The organism is Rubellimicrobium mesophilum DSM 19309, assembly GCF_000600335.2.
Classification (GTDB): Bacteria; Pseudomonadota; Alphaproteobacteria; order Rhodobacterales; family Rhodobacteraceae; genus Rubellimicrobium; species Rubellimicrobium mesophilum.
Genome location: NZ_KK088593.1, coordinates 89864 through 111418, shown reverse-complemented (window position 1 = coordinate 111418; position 21555 = coordinate 89864). Strand labels below are relative to the sequence as shown.

Sequence of the window (21555 nt, the reverse complement as noted above, 5' to 3'; positions counted from 1 at the left end):
CCACCGTCCAGGGCGATCCTAGGGGAACGACTCCATGGTAGGGTGAACCCCCCTACGCATCTCGACCCTCATCCCCCGCGCGGCGCAGAGGATCACCGCCGCTCCCAAGAAGCATAGCCCCGGCCAGCGAGTCCCACCCCGTCCGGCCGCCCCCCTCACGGCCCAGAGCCAGAGCAGCGACGCTGCGATGTGGACGGCCCCACCGGCCGCACAGGCTCGCCCCGCCTGATCCGCCGGGCTCAGCACCAACGCCCCAGCGAAGCCCGCCAGCGACAGGAGCCCCGCCATCAGCCATAGCCCGACGCCCCAAGCCGCAGCCAGACCCAGACGCAACAACAGCCCGCGACCTCGGCCAACGCCGCCGCGACATGGCCCTTACGCCTCGTCCACCGCTCCCAGCGCCGCCTGCACCTTTCTCGGCAGTCCGGCCCGCACCAGCCGGTAGCTCGTGACCAGCCGATGCCGCACCTCGTCCGCCGGCGCAGCCTCGGGCAGCCGCACCCAGGACCGGTGCAGATACGCCGCCCGTTCCGCCACGCCCGCCGCGATCAGCATCTCCGCCGTCTCGATCCCGTCCGTCTTGACCGAGACGCCCGCCAGCCGCGCCCCGACCACCGCGAACATCTTGCCGCCGACCTTCCAGCAGTCGTGCCCGCCGCCCCAGGGATCGGACACCTCCGCCCCCGGCAGCCCCGCGCAGATCGCATTCACCAGCTCACGGCCCATGAGCCCAGGCTGGCACGCCCCGCCGAGTCGGAGAACCCTCTTGTGACGCAAAAGGCCCCGCCGACGGCGAGGCCCCTGCAAAACTCGTCCCGAAACCCTCAGGCGGCCGGAGCGGCGGCCTGCAGCTTCGCGATCTCCTTCTTGATCGCCAGCGCGTCCGAGGACAGCTCCTCGTCCCGGGCCTTGGCGAGGAAGGCGTCGAGCCCGCCGCGGTGGTCCACCGACCGCAGGGCGTGGTTCGAGATCCGCAGGCGGAAGGAACGGCCCAGCGCCTCGGATTCGAGGGTCACGTCCTGCAGGTTCGGCAGGAAACGGCGCTTGGTCTTGTTGTTGGCGTGGGAAACGTTGTGGCCCACCATCGGGCCCTTCCCGGTCAGTTCGCACTTGCGCGACATGGCGTTCGTCCTTTGGCTTCTGGCCGCGGGGCGCGCGGCGCGTCATGAGCGGCACCCCGCCCAGGGGCGCCCAATTCGGGTCCGCAGCCTCTAGGGGGATTCTCGCGCCGGGTCAAGCCGGTCAGGGCTCCTCCCCCTCCTCCTCGCCCCCGACGACCTTGACCTCCTCGGCCTCGTCCCAGCCCTCCATCCAGGCCCGGTATTCCGGCGTGTCGAGGCGATAGGGGCAGTCCGATCGGGGCACGCCGTCCTCGCAGGCGATGCGCCCCTCCTCGGTGGGATCGCCGCGTCTCGGCCCCATGGCCATGCCCTCCCCTGATGCTGGACGCAAGCATAGCACGGGTCGGGCCCGGGTTCAGCAGCCCTCAAGGCCCATCGAGGTCTCCCGCCCGCTCCGGCAGCCGCGCCGCGACGTCGCGGGCCCTGCTCGCCAGAGCCCGGTGGCCCGCCCCGGCACGACCCGCCAGACGGGTCCACCATCCCTTCGACTCCGCCCGCGCCCCACGATGCGCGGCCCGGATCGCCTCCCCGGAGGCCCTCCGCGCACCCGCCTCCTGCTGCACGACCCACATCTTCCCGGCGCCCCGCAGGGTCCGGATGGCCGGATGCCCTCCGAAGCCGAGCCGGATCGGCCTCAGCCCCGGGAACAGCCGCAGGATCGCCCGGGCATGGGTCAGGTCCTCCGCCACGAAGGGATCGAACACCAGCAGCCCCCCAAGCGTCGGCATCGCTCGGGGCCTAAGGTCCCCAAGCCCCTCGTCCCACCCCGGGGTCTCCCCCCGATACCGCACGTCCCATTCCGCCTCCGGCGACACCTGCGGCGACACCACGACCACCTGCGCCGCCCCGAGCGCCCGCGCGAACCGCAGCGCCCCATATCCGCCCATCGAGAAGCCCAGCGCCTGCACCCGCCGGTGCTCCGCCCGGACGCGCCCCAGCGCCTCCTCCAGCGCCGGCGTCTCCGCGTTCACGAACCAGTCGTTCGCCCGCGTCTTGATCGAGAGCTGCGAGAACCCCTGCCGCGCGAACCCCGTCGAGTGGTTGTCCGCCGAGAACCCCTCGCGCCCGTCCATCCGGTAGTCGAAGGTCACGACCAGCCGATCCGACCGCCCGCGCCACAGCACGGCCCGCAGCCGTTCCCCGTCGAACACGACCTCCGCCGTCACGCCCCCAGCGCCCGCCTTGCCGCTTCCGGAGCCGACATCCGACCCGCCTCGACCTCTCCCCTCAGCCCCGGCAGCTCCGCCGCCAGCCGGGGGTCCGCATGGAGCCGCTGGAGCGCCTGCGCCACCAGCTCCTCCTCGAACCAGCGGAGCCGCTGCTCCCCCCGGAGCCGCTCCAGATGCCCCGCCTCGCGCCGCCACGCGAAGAGCCGCTCGACCGCATCCCAGGCCTCCGCGAGGCCCGCTCCCTCCAGCGCCGAGACGGTCATCACGGCCGGGAACCCCTGCGGGTCCTGCGGCCGGTGCCGCATCAGCCGAAGCGCGGCCGCGTAGTCCCCCTTCGTCCGGTTCGCCGCCCCCGGATCGCGGTCCGCCTTGTTCACGAGGATCAGGTCCGCCGCCTCCATCACGCCTCGCTTCACGCCCTGGAGGTCGTCCCCCCCATGCGGCGCCAGCACGAGCGCGAAGACGTCGGTCATGTCCGCGACCACCGTCTCGGACTGCCCGACCCCCACCGTCTCCACGATGACCACGTCGAACCCGGCGGCCTCGCAGAGCGCAATCGCCTCCCGCGTCCGCCTTGCGACGCCCCCAAGCTGCCCCCCCGCCGGCGAGGGCCGAATGAAGGCCGAGGGCTCGCGCGACAGCCGCTCCATCCGCGTCTTGTCCCCCAGGATCGACCCGCCCGACCGCGCCGAGGACGGGTCCACCGCCAGCACCGCCACCCGCATCCCCCGCCCGGTGAGCATCACCCCCAGCGCCTCGATCAGCGTGCTCTTCCCCGCCCCCGGCGTCCCCGAGAGCCCCAGCCGCAGCGCCGTCCGGTCCCGGGGCAGCGCCGCCAGCAGCGCCTCCGCCCGCGCCCGGTGATCCGCCCGCGCGCTCTCCACGAGCGTGATCGCCCGCGCCAGCGCCCGGCGGTCGCCTCGGGCCACCGCGAAAGCAAGCTCATCAGGGTCATGCAGGGTCATGCCGCCCATAGACACCGCGCGTCCGAGGCTGTCCAGCGCGGGCCCTGGCACTCCGCCGCAGGACGGGCTTCAGCCCGCCATCCCCGGCCAACCTCCATTGCCGCCGTCGCGCGTCAAGCTGGCGCCCACGCTACGCGAACCGACCCCCACGCGCGACCGAGCCGGCGTAGCGTGGGATCCCACGCCACTATCCCAGTCGGCCCCGATGCGCCGATTCGCGGCCCAACCCCATAGGGCGACGCAACACCCCCGCTCGATGAATTCTTCTGCGATCTCGTGCACTTGCTCCGGAGGTGTTGCGTCCCCCGCCCCCCCACCGAACGCACCTCACACAATTCGTTAAGCTTTGCCTGCGAATCTCCCTCGCATGACCCTTGCCCTACACATCCGCCCTCCGACCCTTCATATCCGCCCCATGCCCGAGCCCCTGCCCATCGACGCGGTCCTCCCCGACCTCCTCGCCGCCCTCACCCGCCATGGCCAGGCCGTCCTCCAGGCCCCGCCCGGCGCTGGCAAGACGACGCGCGTGCCCCTCGCCCTCCTCGACGCCGGCACCCCCGGCCGCATCGTCATGCTCGAGCCCCGCCGCCTCGCCGCCCGCGCCGCCGCCGAGCGCATGGCCCAGACCCTGAACGAGCCCGTCGGCCAGACCGTCGGCTACCGGATGCGCGGCGAATCCCGCGTCTCGCCCCAGACCCGCATCGAGGTCCTGACCGAGGGCATCCTCACCCGCATGATCCAGGACGCCCCCGACCTCCCCGGCGTCTCGGCCCTCATCTTCGACGAGTTCCACGAGCGCAGCCTCGCCGCCGACCTAGGCCTCGCCCTCTCGCTCGAGTCCCGCGCCGCCCTCCGCCCCGACCTCCGGCTCCTCGTCATGTCCGCGACCCTCGACGCGCAGCCCGTGGCCGACCTGATGGGCGCGCCGGTGGTCACCGCCGAGGGCCGCGCCTACCCCGTCGACCTCCGCTGGCTCCCCCGCCCCCTCGGCGATACCCGCATCGAGACCGCCACCGCGAGCGCCATCCGCGAGGCCCTGGCCGAGACCGACGGCGACGTCCTCGCCTTCCTCCCCGGCGAGGGCGAGATTCGCCGCACGGAATCCCTCCTCGCGAACCTCGACGACGTGGCCGTCCGCCCCCTCTACTCCGCCCTCCCCGCCTCCGCCCAGCGCCTGGCGCTGGAGCCCGCCGAGACGCGCAAGGTCGTCCTCGCCACCTCCATCGCCGAGACCTCGCTGACGATCCCCGGCATCCGCGCCGTGGTGGACGCCGGCCGCGCCCGCCGCTCCCGCTTCGACTCCGCCTCCGGCATGTCCGCCCTCGTCACCGAGCGCGTCACCCGCGCGGAGGCCACCCAGCGCGCCGGCCGCGCCGGTCGCGTCGCCCCCGGCACCGCCTGGCGCCTCTGGACGCGCGGCGAGGAGGGCGGCCTCCAGCCCTTCCCGCCCCCGGAGATCCTCGCCGCCGATCTCGCCCCGCTGGCGCTCGACCTCGCCCTCTGGGGCAGCGACGACCTCCCCTTCCTGACGCCCCCGCCCGTCGGCGCGCTCAACGAGGCGCGCCGCCTCCTCACCGATCTCGGCGCCCTTCGGGACGGCCGCATCACCCCGCACGGCAAGGAGATGGCAGCCCTCGCCGTCCATCCCCGCCTCGCACACATGCTCCTCAGGGCCGGGAAGCCCGCCGCCCCGCTCGCCGCGATACTCTCCGAGGGCGAGCGCCCCCCGCCCGGCTCGGCCGACCTCTCGGCCTTGCTGGAAGGCAAGCTCCGCCCCGAATCCCGCGACCGCCTCCGGCGCGAGACGAGCCGCCTCGCCCGTCTCGCCCCCGACCGTCCCACCATGGACCCCGGCGCCATGGCCGCCCTCGCCTATCCCGACCGCATCGCCCTTCGCCGCCCCGGCGACGCGCCCCGCTTCCTCCTGTCCGGCGGTCGCGGCGCCATCGCCACCCCCGGCGACCCCCTCGGCGCGCAAAGGCTCCTCGTCGTCACCGATCTCGACGGCGCCGGAGAGGAGGCCCGTATCCGCGCCGCCCTGCCCGTGTCGGACGCCGACCTGCGAAGCGTCCTCGCCGACCGCATCGTCACCGTCGAGGAAGCCGCCTGGTCCCCGCGCGAGTCCCGCGTCCAGGCCCGCCGGCAGGAGCGCCTGGGCGCCCTTGTCCTCTCCGACCGCCCCTGGGAGAATGCCCCGCCCGAGGCCATCGCCCGCGCCATGCTCGACGGCGCGCGGACCCTCGGCCTCCGCCCCTCCGACGCCGCCGAACGCTTCCGCTCCCGCGTGGCCCTCGCCCGCTTCGCCGGCGGAGACCTCCCCGACCTCTCCGACGTCGCGCTGATGGAGACACTGGAGGACTGGCTCCTCCCTTGGCTCGACGGCGTCCGCACCGAGACCGACTGGCGCAGGTTCGACCTCCTGCCCCCGCTCCGCTCGATGCTGACCCGCGCGCAGCAGCAGGAGATCGACCGCCTCGTCCCCGGCCACTTCACGACGCCCCTCGGCCGCAGCATCCCGATCACCTACGCCTCCGACGGCCCCGAGATCGAGGTCCGCCTGCAAGAGATGCTGGGCGTCACCGCGCACCCGCTGGCGGCCGGAAAGCCGATCCGCGTGACGCTCCTCTCGCCTGGGCACAAGCCCATCGCGGTCGTCTCCGACCTCCCCGGCTTCTGGCGTTCGTCCTACCCCGAGGTCCGCAAGGAGATGCGCGGCCGCTACCCCCGCCACCCCTGGCCCGAGAGCCCCTGGGAGGCCGAGCCGACCCTCCGCGCCAAGCCTCGGGGAACGTGAAGGATGTCAGCCCGCCCAAGGCCCGTGCTGATGCACCGCCCCCGTATCGAGCCGCACGAACCCATGCCGGCCGAAGTAGTCCCGCTGCCCCTGGATCAGGTCCGTGGTCCCGCGCCCCTGCGCGAAGGTGTCCGCGAAGGCCAGGGCCGCCGAGAGCGCCGGGACCGGATGTCCGCCCAGGGCCGCCGCCGCGACGACCCGGCGCAACGCCGGCAGCGAGGCCCTCAGGTCCGCCGCGAAAGCCGGCGCGAGGACGAGCTGCCCCATCGGCATCTCCCCCCGGAACGCCGCGGCGATGTCGCCCAGCAGCGCCGACCGGATGATGCAGCCCGCGCGCCAGGTCTCGGCCACCCGCGCCTGATCGAGTCCCCAGACGTAGTTCTCGGAGGCCGCCAGAAGGATGCGGAACCCCTGCGCGTAGGCGATGATCCGCCCGGCGAGCAGCGCCCCCTCCAGGTCACCCTCCGAAACCTGCACGGGTCCGCGCGGGCTTCCCAGGATCGCCTCGCCGGCCGCCCGAGTCTCCTTCTCGGCCGACCAGCCCCGCGCGCCCACCGCCGCTTCGATGGTCGAGGCCGACTGTCCCAGCGCCAGGGCCTCCACGACCGTCCAGCGCCCGGTGCCCTTCTGCCCCGCCCGGTCCTCGATCACGTCCACCACGGGCCCGCCCGTCGCCGGGTCGACGGCGCGCAGGACCGCCGCGGTGATCTCCACGAGGTAGCTCTTGAGCCGCCCCTGGTCCCAGCGGGCGAAGACCTCGCCGATCCCGGCGGGCGCCTGCCCCATGCCGTAGCGCATCAGCCCATAGACCTCCGCGATGAGCTGCATGTCCGCGTATTCGATGCCGTTGTGCACCGTCTTGACGAAGTGCCCCGCCCCGTCCGGCCCCATCAGCGCCGCGCAGGGCTGGCCTTCGTACTTGGCCGCGATCGCCTCGAAGACCGGAGCCAGGTGCTCCCAGGCCTCGATCCGCCCGCCCGCCATGATCGCGGGCCCATGCCGCGCGCCCTCCTCCCCGCCCGAGACTCCGACGCCCAGGTAGTTGAGGCCTCGCGCCTCGATCTCGGCGGCGCGGCGGCGGGTATCGTGGAAGTCGGCATTGCCGCAGTCCACGACCGTGTCGCCCGGCCGCAGATGCGGCAGCAGCGCGTCGATGGCCTGATCGACCGCCGGCCCGGCATCCACCATGAGGATGATCGCCCGGGGCGCCGGCATCGCCGCCGCCATGGCGGCGAGGCTCTCGTGCCCGATCGCGCGGCTTCCCAGCGGCCCGGCCTCCTGCAGGAACCCGGGGACCTTGGAGGCCGTCCGGTTGGCCACGTGCAGCGGAAACCCCCGCTCGAGGATGTTGAGCGCCAGCGCCGACCCCATCACGCCCAGGCCATAGAGCCCCAGGCTCGCCGTCGTGTCCCGCATCCCGTCCTCCCCTTCTCGTTCCGTCACAGTAGCCGTCGCCGCGCCCGGGGCAACTGCGCACTGCGCTGCACAAATCCGCGGCAAGCGCCCGGATCGCGGCACCCTTCGTTTGAAACCGAGCCAAGGACGCACTACATTTCGGGAAAAGCACAACAATATTCGCCCATACAGGCCCGTCATGTCGCTCGTCCGTCCCATTCCGTCCCAGGGCCGCGCCCCTCTCCGCCACACCCAGCCGCAGCTCGCGCAGCTCGCGGCGCTCTGCTGGCGCAAGGGGGAGCATGGGCGGGAGGTGCTCCTCGTCACGTCGTCGAACGGCCGCTGGATCCTGCCGAAGGGCTGGCCCATCGAGGGCAAGTCCCCTTCCGAGGCCGCGCTGACGGAGGCCTGGGAGGAAGGCGGCGTCGTCCGGGGCAAGGCCTCGCGCAAGCCTCTCGGGGCCTACATGGCCACCAAGCGGACGCCTCAGGGCGACGACGTGCCCTGCCTGCTCAAGGTCTACGCCATCAAGGTGCGCGAGGAGGCGCACGACTACCCGGAGGCGCATCGCCGCGACCGCGTCTGGGTCAGCCCGGAAAAGGCCGCCTGGATGGTGGACGAGGAAGGTCTGCGCGACATTCTGAGGACCTTCTGACGCAAGACCTCCGGCCGGGCTTGCGGGTGCCCGCGCCCGCGCCTTAATGGGCGCCGGGGTGGGGGGTGTGCTCATGCGTCAGGACGATCCCTTCTGGGACGAGGCCGAGGACTCCGATCACGCCACCCGGCGGCGCCGGCTCAAGTCCCTTCGCCCGCGCAGGAAGCTGTCCCAGATCCTCGAAGAGATCGCCGCCGACACCTCGCGGACGCGCGTCTGCATCGCCGACATCATCCAGGCGATGCACGGCCGTGCCTTCGGGGCCCTGCTGCTGATCTTCGCCTTTCCGAACGCCATCCCCGCGATCCCCGGCACCTCCAGCATCCTGGGCCTGCCGCTCCTGTTCCTGTCGGCCCAGATGATGCTGGGCAAGCCCGTCTGGCTTCCCAAGGTCGTCTCGCTCCGGTCCATGTCCCGGGACGACTTCGCCAACCTCGTGGAGCGGGTGAACCCCTGGCTCGAATGGGCCGACCGCTTCACCGCGCCACGCCTCAGCGTCCTGGGTGACCCCATCGCCGAGCGGCTCATCGGCGCCTTCTGCCTGATCCTGTCGATCGTGCTCGTCCTGCCGGTCCCGCTGGGCAACATGCTGCCCGGCATCGCGATCTGCCTGATCGCCCTGGGCGTGCTGGAGCGCGACGGGTTCTGGATCGGCGGAGGCATCGCGGTGGGCGCCATCGCGCTGCTCGTGGCCTGGGGCGTCGTCTACGCTCTCGCCAAGATGACTTGGTTCCTGCTCGTCAACGCCTTTTGACCCCGGCGTAACGGCCCGCTAGGCTCCCCCGGTTCGCCGGAAGGAGACCCGCATGGCTGCCGAGGCCGCTCCCCCCACCGACCTCGCCGCCGCGGTGATGCTGCTCGGCGCCGCCGTGTTCGCGGTGCCGCTCTTCCGGCGCGCGGGGCTGGGTTCCGTCCTGGGCTATCTCGCGGCAGGTCTCGCCATGGGGCCCTTCGGCCTTGGCGTCATCGAGGAGCCCGAGACGATCCTCCACGTCGCCGAGCTCGGCATCGTCCTCTTCCTGTTCATCATCGGCCTCGAGATGGAGCCGCGGCGGCTCTGGTCCATGCGGCGGGACATCTTCGGTCTCGGCCTGACGCAGGTCCTTGCCGGGCTCGTGCTGCTGGGCGGGATCGGCTGGGCGCTGGGCTATCCGCTGCCCTCCTCCCTCGTGTTCGGGGCCGGCTTCGTCCTGACATCCACCGCCATCGTGATGCAGGTCCTCGACGAGAGGGGCGACCTCTCCAAGCCCAAGGGCCAGCGCATCGTCTCGATCCTGCTGCTCGAGGACCTCTCCATCGTCCCGCTCCTCGCCCTGGTGGCCTTCCTCGCCCCTGGCGGCGAGACGACGACGACAGGGGAGCGGATGGCCGGAGTCGCCATCGGCCTCGGCGCCGTCGCGATCCTCATCGCGGCCGGGCGCTACCTGCTCAACCCGATGTTCCGAGGCCTCGCCGCCTTCGGGGGGCGCGAGGTGATGACGGCGGGGGCGCTCCTCGTGGTCCTGGGCTCCGCGCTGCTCCTGCAGCTCGGCGGCCTGTCGACCGCGATGGGCGCCTTCCTGGCGGGCGTCCTCCTCTCCGAATCCACCTTCCGCCACCAGCTCGAGGCCGACATCGAGCCCTTTCGGGGCCTCCTTCTCGGCCTCTTCTTCCTCGCCGTGGGGATGTCGCTCGACCTTTCCGCCGTCGCGCAGGACTGGCGGATGATCCTTCTTGCGGTCGCGGCCTTCGTCCTGTTCAAGGGCCTGGGCGTGTACTGCGCGGCCCGGCTCTTTGGCGCATCGCACGCCGAGGCGCTGGAGCGGGCCGCCGTCATGGCCCACGGCGGCGAGTTCGCCTTCGTCCTCTATGCCGCCGCCCTGGGCGTGGGCCTCATCGACTCGCGTGGCTCGGCGTCGCTGACAGCGGTCGTCATCCTGTCGATGTGCCTCAACCCCCTCCTGCTCGCCCTGCATGACCGGTTCGCCCGACACGCCCGCGTGGACGACGGCGAGGGGTTCGAGCAGCCACAGGACCTCCGAAACGCCGTCCTGGTCATCGGCTTCGGCCGCTTCGGCCAGATCGTCACGCAGGTGCTGCTCGGTCGCGGCTGGTCGGTCTCGATCATCGACACCGACACCGAGATGATCACGGTCGCGGGCTTCATGGGGATGAAGGTCTACTTCGGCGACGGCGCTCGCCTCGACATCCTTCAGGCCGCCGGCGCCGCCGAAGCCCGCGCCATCCTGATCTGCATCGACAACTCCGAGGCCGCGACCCGCATCGCCCAGATCGCAAAGGCCGAGTTCCCGCTGGTCCCCGTCCTCGCCCGTGCCTTCGATCGCGCCCACGCCCTCGCGCTGATCCGGGCGGGCGTGGACTACCAGCTCCGCGAGACCTTCGAATCCGCGCTGGCCTTCGGGGGCCGCGCGCTCGACGACCTCGGCGAGACGCCCGAAGCGGTGGAGCAGGTCCTCGACGAGGTCCGCACCCGCGACGCCGACCGCCTCGCGGCCCAGATCGCCGGCGACCTGACGAGCGGGCGGGAGCTCCTGCTCTCGAACCTGCCCGAGGAGCAGCGCGAGGCCGCCCGCGCGGCCCGCGCGCCCAAGCTCGACGGGCCGATCGGAACCGGGGTCCGGCAGAGCTGAGGCCTCTCAGGACGCGCCCAGGAAGTCTCGCTTGCCGAGTTCCACGCCATTGTGGCGCAGGATGTTGTAGGCCGTCGCCGCGTGGAAGTAGAGGTTCGGGAGCGCAAACTTCCAAAGGTAGTCGCGCCCCGTGAAGGTCACCTCGCCCGTCCGCATCTTCAGGGTCACGGTTCGCGTTTCCGCGCCCTCGTAGGCTTCGGCCGGCAGTTCGCGGACGAGCGTCGCGGTCCGGTCGATCCTGTCACGCAGTTCCGCGAAGGTCGTCTCCACGTCCGGCACGGACGGCACCTCCCGACCGGCCAGCCGATGCGCCGCCCCCTTGGCATGGTCGCAGGCGATCTGCACCTGCCGGCTCAGCGGATACATGTCCGGGAACAGCCGGCAGCCGAGCAGCACGGACGGGTCGATCCGACGCGCGGCGCAGTGATCCTCGGCCTTCTGAAGCAGGCCCCTCAGCGCCGAAAGCTGGCGCGTCATGGCGGCGATGGCGTCTTGCATGGGCGACTCCCTGGGTTGCTGGGGGAGACCAGCAACAGGAGCGTTTGCCCGTCAAGCCCGGGTAGCCGCAGACACTCTGCTTTCCGGCAACACATCGTCCCAGAGGCAATTAGCCTGTAACCTGCCAAGACAACTTTGAAAGGGCCTGAAGTGCGTCGAAGGCGACTTTAACTGCCGCCACTTGCTCATCAGGAGTCCGGCCGAGGTCCAGAACCGGCACCTTCATGCAGAAGTGCGTTTCGCTACTGAATAGCGTCCGACTGACGCCCTCAGGCAGACCGTCAAAGTTTAGAGCAGCATCCCGCCAGTCCTTTGGAAATATGACACAGGCCCGACCAGCGTTCAAACTGTGCTTAAAGCGTATGCCGGCGTGAGACCGCCGTGGGCTAATGTAAACTTCCTTGTCACGACCGAACTGTGGGCTGATCGTGAATTCCTGAGTGATTTGTGCCGCCACACGTCGATAGTCGCGCTTGAAGTCCTCAATATCCACTTTAACTGGCCGCCGTTTCGCCGCTCTGACATCAATGATATGATACTAGGATCGTCAGATGGCAACAAATGTCGTGTCGGTCGTCTAGTCTCTCAAATTGGCGATGTCAGGCCCGCCGTCCCCAAAGGTCGTATTCTCCCGCCTCCTCGACCTCGACGGTCACGAGGTCGCCGGCCTGCAGCCCCTCGAAGCCCTCGTCGATGAAGAGGTTCCCGTCGATCTCCGGCGCGTCGCCCTTGGTGCGGCAGGTGGCGCCGTCCTCGTCCACCTCGTCCACGAGGACCTCCATCCGGGTCCCGACCTTGGCCTCCAGCTTCGCCTCGGAGATGGCCTGGGCCTTCTCCATGAAGCGTTCCCAGCGCTCCTGCTTGACGTCCTCGGGGACATGGTCCGGCAGCGCGTTCGACCGCGCGCCCGCGACGTTCTCGTACTTGAAGCACCCCACGCGATCGAGCCGGGCCTCGTCCAGCCAGTCGAGCAGCGTCTCGAACTCGGCCTCGGTCTCGCCGGGGTAGCCCACGATGAAGGTCGACCGCAGCACGATCTCCGGGCACACCGAGCGCCAGGCGGCGATCTCGTCCAGCGTCCGCGCGGCGGCGGCGGGTCGGGCCATGCGGCGCAGCGTGTCCGGGTGGGCGTGCTGGAACGGGATGTCGAGATAGGGCAGCACCAGCCCCTCGGCCATCAGCGGGATGAGGTCGCGGACATGAGGATACGGATAGACGTAGTGGAGCCGCACCCACGCGCCGAGGCTGCCGAGGTCCCGCGCGAGGTCCACGATGTGCGCCCGGTGCCCCCGCTCCTCGGCGTGGCGGATGTCGACCCCGTAGGCCGACGTATCCTGAGAGATGACCAGCAGCTCCTTCACCCCGGCCGCGACCAGCTTCTCCGCCTCGCGCATCACCGCGAAGGCCGGACGCGACTGGAGCCGGCCGCGCATGTCGGGGATGATGCAGAACTTGCACTTGTGGTTGCAACCCTCGGAAATCTTTAGGTAGCTGTAGTGCCGAGGCGTCAGACGCACCCCCGTCGCGGGCAGCAGGTCGACGAAGGGATCGGGGCTCGGCGGCACCGCGCCGTGGACCGCGTCCAGCACCTGCTCGTACTGGTGCGGCCCCGTCACGGCGAGGACGCGGGGATGGGCCCCGGTGATGTACTCGGGCTCGGCCCCCAGGCATCCCGTCACGATCACCTTGCCGTTCTGCGCGATGGCCTCGCCGATGGCCTCGAGGCTCTCGGCCTTGGCGCTGTCGAGGAACCCGCAGGTGTTCACGATCACCGCATCGGCGCCCTGATAGTCCGGCGAGATGGCGTAGCCCTCGGCCCGAAGCCGCGTCAGGATGCGCTCGCTGTCCACAAGCGCCTTGGGACAGCCGAGCGAAACCATGCCGATCGTGGGCTGGCCGGGACGGGCAGGCTCCACGAGCCGCGCCTTGGGGGCGATGTCGGGACGGAGGTTCGGCGGGTTCAGGGTCATGCGGCAAGCCTCGGACGGGATGGGCGGACATAGCGGCTCCGGCGGCACATGAAAAGTGGGACGCCTTGCCACGCCCGCGCGCCCCGGGTCAGATGCCTCCGACCCCAGGAGGCCTCCATGAACGACCGCCCCGTGATCCTCGCCTGCCCGCTGCCGCGCACCTTGCCGCTGCTCTTCGCGCCCGACCTCCTGCACCAGCTCTACGATCGCTACGACGTGGTCGAGACCACCGACGAGGCGCTCCCGTCGCTCCCCGACGAGACCCTGCGCGAGGCCCGCTACATCATCGGCCAGCCGCCGCTGACCGAGGATCTGCTGGCGCGAATGGAGTCGCTCCGCTGCATCTTCAACGTGGAGTCCAACCTCCTCCCCAACATGCCCTACGAGGAGGTCTTCCGGCGCGGCATCCACGTCGTCATCCCCAACGCCGTCTTCGCCGAGCCCGTGGCCGAGATCGGCCTGGGCTTCGCGCTTGCCCTCGCCCGCAACATCCACGGCGCGGACGCCGATTTCCGGCGGGGAGAGGAGAGATGGGGCGGCGAGGCAACCAGGGCGCACGGCTCCTCACCGGTTCGACCATCGGCATCCTCGGCATGGGGACGCTGGGGCAGGCCGTGGCCCGCGTGCTCCAGGGCTTCCGCCCTCGCCTCCTCGCCCACGACCCCTGGCAGGCGCCATCGGTCACCCGCTCGTTCGGCGCCGAGCCTATGGACCTCGACGCGCTGCTCGCCCAGTCCGAGACGCTCTTCGTCACGGCCGCGGTGACAAGCGAGAACCAGGGCTTCCTCGGCGCCGCGGCCTTCTCCCGGATGCCGCGCGGCGCCTCGCTGATCCTCCTGTCGCGCGCCGCCGTGGTGGACTTCCCGGCCCTGATGGAAGCGGTTCGCTCCGGGCACCTCACGGCGGCGAGCGACGTCTTCCCGGAGGAGCCCCTGCCAGCGGATCACCCCGTGCGCTCCCTGCCGGGATTCCTCCTCTCGGCGCATCGCGCGGGCGCGCTCGACATCGCCTTCAAGAGGATGGGCGAGATGGTCATGGAGGACCTGAGCCTCCTCGACCGTGGCCTGCCGCCCCAGGTCTGCAAGCGGGCGGAGCGCGAGACGGTGGCGCGGTTCCGCTCGAAGCCAGTGGCGGTGAACTAGGGCCACGGGCGCATCCGACGGCGGCGTGGCGCGGACCGGGCGCGCAACTTCCCCTACCCCGCCGGGCGGCGACCCAGGGACAGGCATCACCATGGCAGAGAAAGGTTAAGGAATCGTCAACGGCCGGGAGGAAGCGCGCGACGGGGGCGGGGCCCGATCACGTCGCGCCGATTCGTCCCGAAGGAACAGCCCCTGGACAAAAGGGCCGTGGCGAGGTGCCCCCCACGGCCCAGGATGGCGCCCCGATGGAGGAGCGCCCCTACCGCCGCCGGTCGCGCCGGGCGCTCATGGGCTGGAAGGCCACGCCGACATGGGCCTCGCAGTAGGGCTTGCCCTGCTGCACGGGCATCCCGCAGAACCAGAAGTTCGGCGTCGCGGGGTCGCCCACCGGCCATTTGCAGGTCTTCTCGGTCAGCTCCATGAGCGACAGCCGCTTGGCCGCCTTCTCTACCGCGAGCGCAGCCGCCTGCGCCTCGGGGCTGATCTCGTTGGCCGAGGGCTGGGGCGGCAGCGGCTGGCCGGCGGGGATGATCGGGCGGCGGAACGGGACCGGCGCCTCAACCTCCTCCTCGTCCTCGGCATCCGCCTCGGGCTCGGGCGCGGCGGCGAGTTCCTCGTCCTCGGGCGCATCGTCCTCGTCGTCGACCGGCGCGGGGGCCGTGGCCGGAGCGGAGGCGGCCTCGGCGACGGCGGGCTCCTCGCCCTCGGGCTGCCCATTGAGCGCCACGCGGTTCGACAGGCCCAGCCGGTGCACCTTGCCGATCACCGCGTTGCGCGTGACCTGGCCCAGCTCCTTGGCGATCTGGCTCGCGGAGGCCCCCTCGGACCACATCCGCTTCAGCGTCTCGACGCGCTCGTCAGTCCAGGACATCGCGCCCCCCTACGAAAAATCAGTGACGCACCGAGATACAGGGCGGGCGCCCCGACTTCAAGGCGACGCCGCCTGCGTCACTTGCGCCTGTAGAGCGCCAGCACCACGGGCGCGAGCAGCAGCGTCAGGGCCGCCGGCGCCAGCAGGGCGAGCCCGACCTGCCCCGCCGTGACCGTCCCGCCGAAGAGCCCCCGCAAGGCCGTGGTGATGTGCGACACCGGGTTCACGTTCACGAAGGCCTCGAGCCAGCCCGGCATCGTCTCCGGGTTCACGCTGATGTTCGACGCGAAGACCAGCGGGAAGATGAAGGTGAAGCCGAAGGTCATCACCGTCATCGGCGTGCTCACGAGGAGCCCGATGGTCATGAACACCCAGCCCACCCCGAATCCCACGACGAACAGCAGCAGGAACCCCGCGACGACCCCCGGCACCCCCGCCTCGGGCCGGTAGCCCAGCAGGAGACCGATCCCCAGGATGATCCCCCCGGCGATGGCATGGCGCAGGATGTCGCCGACCATGAGCCCGGCGAAGGGCGCGAGCGACCAGATCGGCAGGCTGCGGAAGCGGTCGAAGAGCCCCTTCTGCAGGTCGGTGCAGAGCCCCACCCCTGAATAGACCGAGTTGAAGATCACCGTCTGCACGAGGATGCCCGGCAGGAAGAACTGGAGATACTCGCGGGGCGATCCCGCCAGCGCGCCGCCGAACACGAAGGTGAAGAGCAGCGTGAACATGATGGGCGTCATCACGAGGTCGAAGAGCTGCTCCGGCACGTGGCGGAACTTGAGCACCGCCCGCCAGCCGAAGACCAGCGCGTTCGACAGCGCGGAGGGACGCGGCGGCCTTTCGACCCGCGCGAGTCGCCCCGGCGCGGGCGCCACCGTCACGCCTGCCCGGTCCAAAGCCATGTCGTTCATGGCCGATCCTCCCTGCCCGGCCCTCCGGTGAGGGCGAAGAACACCTCGTCGAGGCTCGGCTGCCCCATGCGGAAGTCGCCGACCTCGATCCCCTCGGCCACCAGCGCCGAGATGGCGGCCGTGGCTCGCGCGGCGTCGGCCACCGGCACCGACAGGTCGCCTCCCTCGGCCGAGCGGTGCGCCGGGACGCCGACGACCCGCTCCAGCACCAGGGCCGCGCGGTCGTGGTCCCCGAGCGGCGACACGTGCAGCATCCCGGAGCCCGTCTGCGCCTTGAGCTCGCGGCTCGTCCCCTCGGCGATCTTGCGCCCGTGGTCGATGACCGCGATCCGCCCAGCGAGCTGGTCCGCCTCCTCGAGGTACTGCGTGGTCAGCAGGATCGTGACGCCCGATTGCGCCAGCCCCTTGATGAGGCTCCAGACCCCCGCCCGCGCTGTCGGGTCGAGCCCCGTCGTCGGCTCGTCGAGGAACAATATCCCCGGGGTGACGATCAGCGAGGCCGCGATGTCGAGCCGTCGCCGCATCCCCCCGGAATAGGCCTTGACCTGCCTCCCCCCGGCCTCCGCCAGGTCGAAGGCCGAGAGGAGCGCCACCGCCCTCCCGCGCGCGGCCGCCCCCCGGAAGCCCCAGAGACGCGCCAGCAGCACGAGGTTCTCGCGCCCGGTCAGGTCCTCGTCCAGCGAGGCGAACTGCCCGGTCATGCTGATGACCTCGCGCACGCCGTCGGGGTCGGCGCGGAGGTCCCGCCCTATCAGCGCGGCCTCGCCCGCGTCGGGGCGGAGCAGCGTCGCCAGCATCCGCAGGAGGGTCGTCTTCCCTGCCCCGTTCGGCCCGAGGATCGCGAAGATCATCCCCGCCGGCACGTCGAGGTCGATCCCCGCCACCGCCGTGAGGTCGCCGAAGCGCTTGACCATCCCGCGCGCGCGGATCGCGAGGTGCTGACCGTCCGCCATCGTTCTCACCCTGATTGGATGAGAACAAAAGGAGCACGAAATGACCCTAAGTCAAGCGGCGAATCCGATCAGCCGGAACGCAGGCGGGTTGCCGCCGTGACAAGGCCGAAGGCCAGCAGCGCCACCGTGACGGTCGAGGGCCCCACGCCGGCATCCGCCGCCACGGCGAGCCCCAGCCCCCCGAGGGCCGCTCCCGCGCCGATCCCGCAGGCCGCCAGGGCCATCCCCTCGGGCGTCCGCGCCAGCCCTCGGGCCGCCGCCGCCGGGATGATGAGGAGCGCCGTCACGAGGAGCGCGCCCACGACCTGGATCGCCACGGCGACGAGCCCCGCGAGGAGCAGCGACAAGAGCAGCGCCCCCCGCCTCGGGTCCATCCCCCCGGCCCGCGCGAGGTCCGGCGAGAGCGTCGAGGTCAGCAGGAGCCCCCAGTTCCGCCAGACGAGCAGCCCTGCCACCGTGGCGGCGCCCCAGATGAGCGCAAGGTCCGCGCGCCCCACCGTCAGCACGTCGCCGAACAGGAAACCCTCCAGGTTCACGCGCGGCCCGGGTGCCAGGGCGACGGCGAAGAGCCCGATCCCCAGCGCCCCATGCGCGATCACCCCCAGCGCCGTGTCCGCCGCGAAGCTCCGGTCGGTGAGCCAGAACACCAGCAGCGCCACCGCCCCCGCCACCAGAAGGACGCCAAGCGTCACCGGCACCCCGATGGCCAGGCTCAGCGCCACGCCCAGGATCGAGGCGTGCGCCGTCGCGTCCCCGAAATAGGCCATGCGCCGCCACACGACGAAGCAGCCGAGCAGCCCCGCCGCCAGCGCCACGCCAAGGCCGGCGAGCGCCGCCCGCAGGAGGAACGAATCGAGGAGCATCACGCCTCCTCGTGATGGTGATGGTGATGCGCCGCGTGGTCCGCGTGGTCGTGGTGGTGCTGGTAGAGCGCCAAGGTCCCCCTGGTCCCGGTGCCGAACAGCTCGCGGTAGGCCGGCGCCGCCGAGACCACGGCCGGATGCCCCTCGCAGCAGACGTGGCCGTTGAGGCAGATCACGCGGTCGGAGGCGCTCATCACCACATGGAGGTCGTGGCTCACCATCAGGACCGCGCAACCCAGGCGGTCCCGAATGTGCTCGAGGCTCTGGTAGAAGGCGGCCGCCCCCGGCTGGTCGAGACCCTGCGTGGGCTCGTCCAGCATCAGGACGTCGGGCCGCCCCAGGATCGCCCGCGCCAGCAGCACCCGCTGGAATTGCCCGCCCGACAGGTCGGCGAGCTGCCGGTCCGCGAGCCCCTCCGCGCCCGCCCGCTCCAGCGCCTCCCGCGCCTCGGCCCCTGGGGACCCGCTTAGGCAGGTCGAGGAACCGCCGCGCGGTGATCGGCAGCGTCGGGTCGATGTGGAGCTTCTGCGGCACGTAGCCGACCTTGAGCCCCGCCGCCTTGAGGATGCGGCCCTTCGTGGGCCTCTGCGCGCCGATCAGGCAACGCAGCAGCGTGGACTTGCCCGAGCCGTTCGGCCCCACGATCGTGACGATCTCGCCCGTCTCGATCTTCAGCGACACGTCGAACAGCACCTGCTGGCGACCGAACCGCACATCCAGGCCCTCCGCCGCGATCAGCGCCATCACGCGCGGCCCCGACAGGCCGGGCAGAGCCCCTGCGCCTCGACCACCGTCCGCTCGATGGCGAAGCCCTCGGCCTCCGCCTCGGGCCCGAGCGGCGCGGCGATGGCCTCCTCCGCCACGCGACGGCAGCAGCGGCAGACCAGGAAGGAGGGCGCGTGCTCAGCCCCCGGCCGCGCGCAGGCGACATAGGCCGAGAGCCCCTCGATCCGGTGCGCGAAGCCATTCTCCACGAGGAAGCCCAGCGCCCGGTAGGCGACCGGCGGCTTCGACCCGAACCCTCCGCCTCCAGCCGCGCGAGCACGTCGTAGGCGCCGAGCGCCACGTGAGACTCGAGCAGGATCTCCAAGGTCCGGCGCCGGAGCGGCGTCAGGCTCAGCGCCCGTTCGGCGCAGCAGCCCTCGGCGGCCGAGAGGGCGCGGGCGATGCAGGTCCGGTGGTCGTGTCGGTCGAAGGCGTGGGACATGGGGGAGCCCGTGACAGGATGACGAGCCCTAGCGCCGCAGGGCCGCCCGTCGCAAGGTTCGCGTTACAATATCACCTGAGCCCTTGTTACAGTGTAACGCCCGCGCTAGGACCGCCCGGTCCGACCCAAGGAGCGTCCATGACCCCGCCCCTCCTCGCCGCCCTGCTGTTCGCCGCCGCGCCCGTCCGGGCCGAGCCGCCGAACGTCCTGGCCGACACCGCCCCGGTGCAAAGCCTCGTCGCCATGGTCATGGGCGACCTCGGCACCCCCGGACTGATCGTCGCGCCCGGCACCTCGCCCCACGACGCGAGCCTCACCCCCTCCGAGGCGCAGGCGCTGACCGAGGCTGACGTGATCGTATGGACCGGCGACGCCCTCCTCCCCTGGCTCGGCGAGAGCATCGCCTCCCTCGCTCCGCAGGCGGAGGTTCACAGCCTTCTCTCCACCGACGGATGGGAGCCCCTCCCGGCCGATGGCGACGATGGCATCGACCCGCACGCCTGGCTCGACCCGGAGGTCGCGGCGGCCTGGCTCGGCCACATCGCCTCGGCGCTGTCCCAGGCCGACCCGGAGGACGCCGAAACCTATCGTCGCAACGCGGCGGGGGCCGCGGAGCGCCTCGCGACGCTCGGGGCCGACCTCCGGCAGCGCCCCGCGCCCCTCGGCGAGACCGGCTATGCGGTGGGACACGACGCCTACCGCTACTTCGGGCGCGCCGTCGGCCTCGCTCCCGCCGGAGCCATCGCGCCATCCGACGGCTCCGAGCCCGCGCCCTCCGACATCGCCGCCCTGCGCGACCTCGTCGCCTCGGGTCAGGTCCGGTGCCTCCTCCTCGACGCCGAGACCGACCCGTCCTGGGCCGACACGCTGGCCGAGGGCGCGCCGCTCAGCACCGCAACCGTCGATCCCGAGGGCCTCACCCTCGACCCCGGACCGGACCTCTATCCCACGCTCATCGCGAACCTCACCGCCGCGCTGGAATCCTGCCTCGGGGCATGAAGAAGCCGCCGGACCGGCTTGGGGACGGATCCGACGGCCAGGTCACCGAGCCCTCCTGCGTCAGCAAGGGCCCGGATCGCGGCCCCATTGCGGGGCCTGCGTGAGGTCACTGCTGCGATGCGACCGAGGGCAGGAGCACCTGGTCGATGACGTGGATCACGCCGTTCGACTGGTCCACGTCGGCGATCGTCACATGGGCCGTGCGGCCCTGCTCGTCGGTGATCGCCACCATGCCGTTCTGCAGCGAGGCCTGGAGCACGCAGCCGCCCACCGTCTGGATCGCATGGGTCCCGCCGTCCGCCTGGATCATGCCGACGATGTCCGAGGAGAAGGCCTCGGCCGGGATGACGTGGCAGGTCAGGATCTGCGTCAGCCTGTCCTTGTTCTGCGGCTGCATCAGCGCGGCGAGCGTGTCGGCCGGCAGCGCGGCGAAGGCCTCGTTGGTGGGCGCGAGCACGGTGAAGGGCCCGGCCCCGCTCAGCGTGTCCACGAGCCCCGCCGCCTGCACCGCCGCCACGAGCGTGGTGTGATCGGCCGAGTTCACCGCGTTCTCCACGATGGTCTTGTCGGCATACATGGGGGCGCCGCCAACCATCGGGTTGGCCATCTGCGCGAAGGCGGGAACGGCGAGCGCGGCGAGGGCCACGGCGGAAAGAAGCGTCTTCATCTTGTGATCTCCTGGGATTCGGATCGGGCGAGAAACGGGGCCGGCGCCGTCATGGCCCGGCCCCCGCACTCGTCAGGACGCCTTGGGGGTGAGGACCGCGTCGATGACGTGGATCTCGCCGTTCGACTGCTTCACGTCGGGGATGGTGACGTTGGCGGCGGTGCCGTTCTCGTCGGTGACGACGATGCCATCGCCGGCCGCGTTCATCGTGGCGGTCAGCGGGCAGCCCCCGACCGTGTCGAGCATCGCCTTGCCGCCGCCGTCGGTGATCATCTGCATGAGTTGCGCCGAGGTCACGTCGCCGGCCACGACGTGGCAGGTCAGGACCTGGGTGAGCATCTCCTTGTTCTCGGGCTTGAGGAGGGTATCCACCGTCCCCTCGGGCAGCGCCGCGAAGGCTTCGTTGGTCGGCGCGAAGACCGTGAACGGCCCCTCGCCCTGCAGCGTCTCGACCAGGCCCGCCGCCTGCACGGCGGCGACCAGCGTCGTATGGTCGGCCGAGTTCATCGCGTTGGTGACGATGTCGTTGGTGGCCGGCATCTCCGCGCCTCCGACCATCGGGTTGTCCTGGGCGAAGGCGACGCTGCCCAGAAGGGCCATGGCGGTGGCGGCAAGAAGGGTCTTCATGGTGTCGGTCTCCCTGACTTCGTGACTGGATCGCCCGGGTTCGTCCCCGGGAACGACCGAAGCCACGGCGGGAGGGAGCGCTGAGTTTCAGCGCCCTCAAGAAAATGCGATCACG

Annotated in this window: 20 protein-coding genes and 3 pseudogenes; 6 read left to right on the top strand and 17 right to left on the bottom strand. The window is 71.6% G+C overall.

Translation table 11 applies throughout. The annotated features are described in order from the left end of the window. Positions 1-18: 18 nt before the first annotated feature. The 6 genes and pseudogenes from RUMESO_RS16790 to meaB form a co-directional block, all read right to left on the bottom strand. A pseudogene (locus tag RUMESO_RS16790) lies at positions 19-356 on the bottom strand (YnfA family protein). Positions 357-375: 19 nt separating this feature from the next. Next, positions 376-726, bottom strand: a complete 351-nt coding sequence (locus RUMESO_RS16785) for an MmcQ/YjbR family DNA-binding protein (RefSeq protein ID WP_037281714.1) — start codon at positions 724-726, stop codon at positions 376-378. Between the two features lie 98 nt (positions 727-824). Continuing rightward, positions 825-1121: a 50S ribosomal protein L28 gene (rpmB, locus tag RUMESO_RS16780; RefSeq protein ID WP_037281712.1), complete on the bottom strand. Its 297-nt coding sequence runs from the start codon at positions 1119-1121 to the stop codon at positions 825-827. A 121-nt stretch (positions 1122-1242) separates the two neighbouring features. Further along, complete coding sequence (locus RUMESO_RS16775) at positions 1243-1422, bottom strand: ribosome modulation factor (protein ID WP_156362993.1); 180 nt, start codon at positions 1420-1422, stop codon at positions 1243-1245. 64 nt (positions 1423-1486) lie between these two features. After that, positions 1487-2287, bottom strand: a complete 801-nt coding sequence (locus tag RUMESO_RS16770) for a hypothetical protein (RefSeq protein WP_051521414.1) — start codon at positions 2285-2287, stop codon at positions 1487-1489. Next, the gene (meaB, locus tag RUMESO_RS16765; protein WP_037281792.1) at positions 2284-3255 is read right to left on the bottom strand and encodes a methylmalonyl Co-A mutase-associated GTPase MeaB; all 972 of its coding nucleotides are present in this window, start codon (positions 3253-3255) and stop codon (positions 2284-2286) included. Before meaB ends, RUMESO_RS16770 begins: the two co-directional genes overlap by 4 nt. A gap of 415 nt (positions 3256-3670) precedes the next feature. Between meaB and hrpB the strand changes: the two genes are divergently transcribed. Further along, positions 3671-6049 (top strand): ATP-dependent helicase HrpB, encoded by a 2379-nt coding sequence (hrpB, locus tag RUMESO_RS16760; protein WP_037281710.1) that lies wholly within the window; start codon positions 3671-3673, stop codon positions 6047-6049. Between the two features lie 6 nt (positions 6050-6055). Here hrpB and gndA read toward each other — a convergent pair whose 3' ends face one another. Then, positions 6056-7465, bottom strand: a complete 1410-nt coding sequence (gene gndA, locus RUMESO_RS16755) for an NADP-dependent phosphogluconate dehydrogenase (protein WP_037281709.1) — start codon at positions 7463-7465, stop codon at positions 6056-6058. Positions 7466-7643: 178 nt separating this feature from the next. Here gndA and RUMESO_RS16750 point away from each other — a divergent pair, with 178 nt between their 5' ends. The 3 genes from RUMESO_RS16750 to RUMESO_RS16740 all read left to right on the top strand — a co-directional run bounded on the left by RUMESO_RS16750 (position 7644) and on the right by RUMESO_RS16740 (position 10729). Further along, the gene (locus RUMESO_RS16750) at positions 7644-8099 is read left to right on the top strand and encodes an NUDIX hydrolase (protein WP_037281708.1); all 456 of its coding nucleotides are present in this window, start codon (positions 7644-7646) and stop codon (positions 8097-8099) included. Positions 8100-8172: 73 nt separating this feature from the next. After that, positions 8173-8853 (top strand): exopolysaccharide biosynthesis protein, encoded by a 681-nt coding sequence (locus RUMESO_RS16745; RefSeq protein WP_037281707.1) that lies wholly within the window; start codon positions 8173-8175, stop codon positions 8851-8853. 52 nt (positions 8854-8905) lie between these two features. Then, positions 8906-10729 carry a monovalent cation:proton antiporter-2 (CPA2) family protein gene (locus RUMESO_RS16740; RefSeq protein ID WP_082484170.1) on the top strand — a complete coding sequence of 608 codons (1824 nt, stop codon included), beginning with the start codon at positions 8906-8908 and terminating at the stop codon, positions 10727-10729. A gap of 6 nt (positions 10730-10735) precedes the next feature. On the opposite strand, the gene RUMESO_RS16735 is transcribed toward RUMESO_RS16740, so the two are convergent. Both RUMESO_RS16735 and rimO read right to left on the bottom strand, forming a co-directional pair. Then, entirely contained in the window at positions 10736-11227 is a 492-nt protein-coding gene (locus RUMESO_RS16735; protein WP_037281705.1) for a DUF1993 domain-containing protein, read from the bottom strand. A gap of 599 nt (positions 11228-11826) precedes the next feature. Continuing rightward, positions 11827-13197 carry a 30S ribosomal protein S12 methylthiotransferase RimO gene (gene rimO / locus RUMESO_RS16730; RefSeq protein ID WP_037281704.1) on the bottom strand — a complete coding sequence of 457 codons (1371 nt, stop codon included), beginning with the start codon at positions 13195-13197 and terminating at the stop codon, positions 11827-11829. Between the two features lie 92 nt (positions 13198-13289). Between rimO and RUMESO_RS28200 the strand changes: the two genes are divergently transcribed. After that, the gene (locus RUMESO_RS28200) at positions 13290-14339 is read left to right on the top strand and encodes an NAD(P)-dependent oxidoreductase (RefSeq protein ID WP_342670796.1); all 1050 of its coding nucleotides are present in this window, start codon (positions 13290-13292) and stop codon (positions 14337-14339) included. A gap of 259 nt (positions 14340-14598) precedes the next feature. On the opposite strand, the gene RUMESO_RS16720 is transcribed toward RUMESO_RS28200, so the two are convergent. From RUMESO_RS16720 to RUMESO_RS16695, 6 genes and pseudogenes are all read right to left on the bottom strand, one after another. Next, on the bottom strand, positions 14599-15210 hold the full coding sequence (locus tag RUMESO_RS16720; RefSeq protein WP_037281703.1) for a GcrA family cell cycle regulator: 612 nt from the start codon (positions 15208-15210) through the stop codon (positions 14599-14601). Positions 15211-15287: 77 nt separating this feature from the next. Next, positions 15288-16124, bottom strand: a complete 837-nt coding sequence (locus RUMESO_RS16715; RefSeq protein ID WP_082484168.1) for an ABC transporter permease — start codon at positions 16122-16124, stop codon at positions 15288-15290. Continuing rightward, the gene (locus RUMESO_RS16710; protein ID WP_037281702.1) at positions 16121-17077 is read right to left on the bottom strand and encodes a daunorubicin resistance protein DrrA family ABC transporter ATP-binding protein; all 957 of its coding nucleotides are present in this window, start codon (positions 17075-17077) and stop codon (positions 16121-16123) included. The genes RUMESO_RS16715 and RUMESO_RS16710 overlap by 4 nt, the downstream gene beginning before the upstream one ends. Before the next feature lie 68 nt (positions 17078-17145). Beyond that, on the bottom strand, positions 17146-17940 hold the full coding sequence (locus RUMESO_RS16705) for a metal ABC transporter permease (protein WP_037281701.1): 795 nt from the start codon (positions 17938-17940) through the stop codon (positions 17146-17148). Further along, a pseudogene (locus RUMESO_RS26480) lies at positions 17940-18684 on the bottom strand (metal ABC transporter ATP-binding protein). Before RUMESO_RS26480 ends, RUMESO_RS16705 begins: the two are co-directional and overlap by 1 nt. After that, positions 18684-19147, bottom strand: a pseudogene (locus RUMESO_RS16695) (Fur family transcriptional regulator). Before RUMESO_RS16695 ends, RUMESO_RS26480 begins: the two co-directional pseudogenes overlap by 1 nt. 138 nt (positions 19148-19285) lie before the next feature. Between RUMESO_RS16695 and RUMESO_RS16690 the strand changes: the two are divergent. After that, positions 19286-20146, top strand: a complete 861-nt coding sequence (locus RUMESO_RS16690; protein ID WP_037281700.1) for a zinc ABC transporter substrate-binding protein — start codon at positions 19286-19288, stop codon at positions 20144-20146. A gap of 106 nt (positions 20147-20252) precedes the next feature. Here the strand turns inward: RUMESO_RS16690 and RUMESO_RS16685 are convergent, their stop codons facing one another. Beyond that, entirely contained in the window at positions 20253-20813 is a 561-nt protein-coding gene (locus RUMESO_RS16685) for a fasciclin domain-containing protein (protein WP_037281698.1), read from the bottom strand. Positions 20814-20885: 72 nt separating this feature from the next. Next, positions 20886-21440 carry a fasciclin domain-containing protein gene (locus RUMESO_RS16680; protein WP_037281697.1) on the bottom strand — a complete coding sequence of 185 codons (555 nt, stop codon included), beginning with the start codon at positions 21438-21440 and terminating at the stop codon, positions 20886-20888. Positions 21441-21555 lie beyond the last annotated feature (115 nt).

What these genes read in the sequence shown, in the direction of transcription:
- RUMESO_RS16785 (WP_037281714.1), bottom strand. Translation starts at nt 726, where the DNA reads ATGGGCCGTGAGCTGGTGAATGCGATCTGCGCGGGGCTGCCGGGGGCG.
- rpmB (WP_037281712.1), bottom strand. Translation starts at nt 1,121, where the DNA reads ATGTCGCGCAAGTGCGAACTGACCGGGAAGGGCCCGATGGTGGGCCAC.
- RUMESO_RS16775 (WP_156362993.1), bottom strand. Translation starts at nt 1,422, where the DNA reads ATGGGGCCGAGACGCGGCGATCCCACCGAGGAGGGGCGCATCGCCTGC.
- meaB (WP_037281792.1), bottom strand. Translation starts at nt 3,255, where the DNA reads ATGACCCTGCATGACCCTGATGAGCTTGCTTTCGCGGTGGCCCGAGGC.
- hrpB (WP_037281710.1), top strand. Translation starts at nt 3,671, where the DNA reads ATGCCCGAGCCCCTGCCCATCGACGCGGTCCTCCCCGACCTCCTCGCC.
- gndA (WP_037281709.1), bottom strand. Translation starts at nt 7,465, where the DNA reads ATGCGGGACACGACGGCGAGCCTGGGGCTCTATGGCCTGGGCGTGATG.
- RUMESO_RS16750 (WP_037281708.1), top strand. Translation starts at nt 7,644, where the DNA reads ATGTCGCTCGTCCGTCCCATTCCGTCCCAGGGCCGCGCCCCTCTCCGC.
- RUMESO_RS16745 (WP_037281707.1), top strand. Translation starts at nt 8,173, where the DNA reads ATGCGTCAGGACGATCCCTTCTGGGACGAGGCCGAGGACTCCGATCAC.
- RUMESO_RS16740 (WP_082484170.1), top strand. Translation starts at nt 8,906, where the DNA reads ATGGCTGCCGAGGCCGCTCCCCCCACCGACCTCGCCGCCGCGGTGATG.
- RUMESO_RS16735 (WP_037281705.1), bottom strand. Translation starts at nt 11,227, where the DNA reads ATGCAAGACGCCATCGCCGCCATGACGCGCCAGCTTTCGGCGCTGAGG.
- rimO (WP_037281704.1), bottom strand. Translation starts at nt 13,197, where the DNA reads ATGACCCTGAACCCGCCGAACCTCCGTCCCGACATCGCCCCCAAGGCG.
- RUMESO_RS28200 (WP_342670796.1), top strand. Translation starts at nt 13,290, where the DNA reads ATGCCTCCGACCCCAGGAGGCCTCCATGAACGACCGCCCCGTGATCCT.
- RUMESO_RS16720 (WP_037281703.1), bottom strand. Translation starts at nt 15,210, where the DNA reads ATGTCCTGGACTGACGAGCGCGTCGAGACGCTGAAGCGGATGTGGTCC.
- RUMESO_RS16715 (WP_082484168.1), bottom strand. Translation starts at nt 16,124, where the DNA reads ATGAACGACATGGCTTTGGACCGGGCAGGCGTGACGGTGGCGCCCGCG.
- RUMESO_RS16710 (WP_037281702.1), bottom strand. Translation starts at nt 17,077, where the DNA reads ATGGCGGACGGTCAGCACCTCGCGATCCGCGCGCGCGGGATGGTCAAG.
- RUMESO_RS16705 (WP_037281701.1), bottom strand. Translation starts at nt 17,940, where the DNA reads ATGCTCCTCGATTCGTTCCTCCTGCGGGCGGCGCTCGCCGGCCTTGGC.
- RUMESO_RS16690 (WP_037281700.1), top strand. Translation starts at nt 19,286, where the DNA reads ATGACCCCGCCCCTCCTCGCCGCCCTGCTGTTCGCCGCCGCGCCCGTC.
- RUMESO_RS16685 (WP_037281698.1), bottom strand. Translation starts at nt 20,813, where the DNA reads ATGAAGACGCTTCTTTCCGCCGTGGCCCTCGCCGCGCTCGCCGTTCCC.
- RUMESO_RS16680 (WP_037281697.1), bottom strand. Translation starts at nt 21,440, where the DNA reads ATGAAGACCCTTCTTGCCGCCACCGCCATGGCCCTTCTGGGCAGCGTC.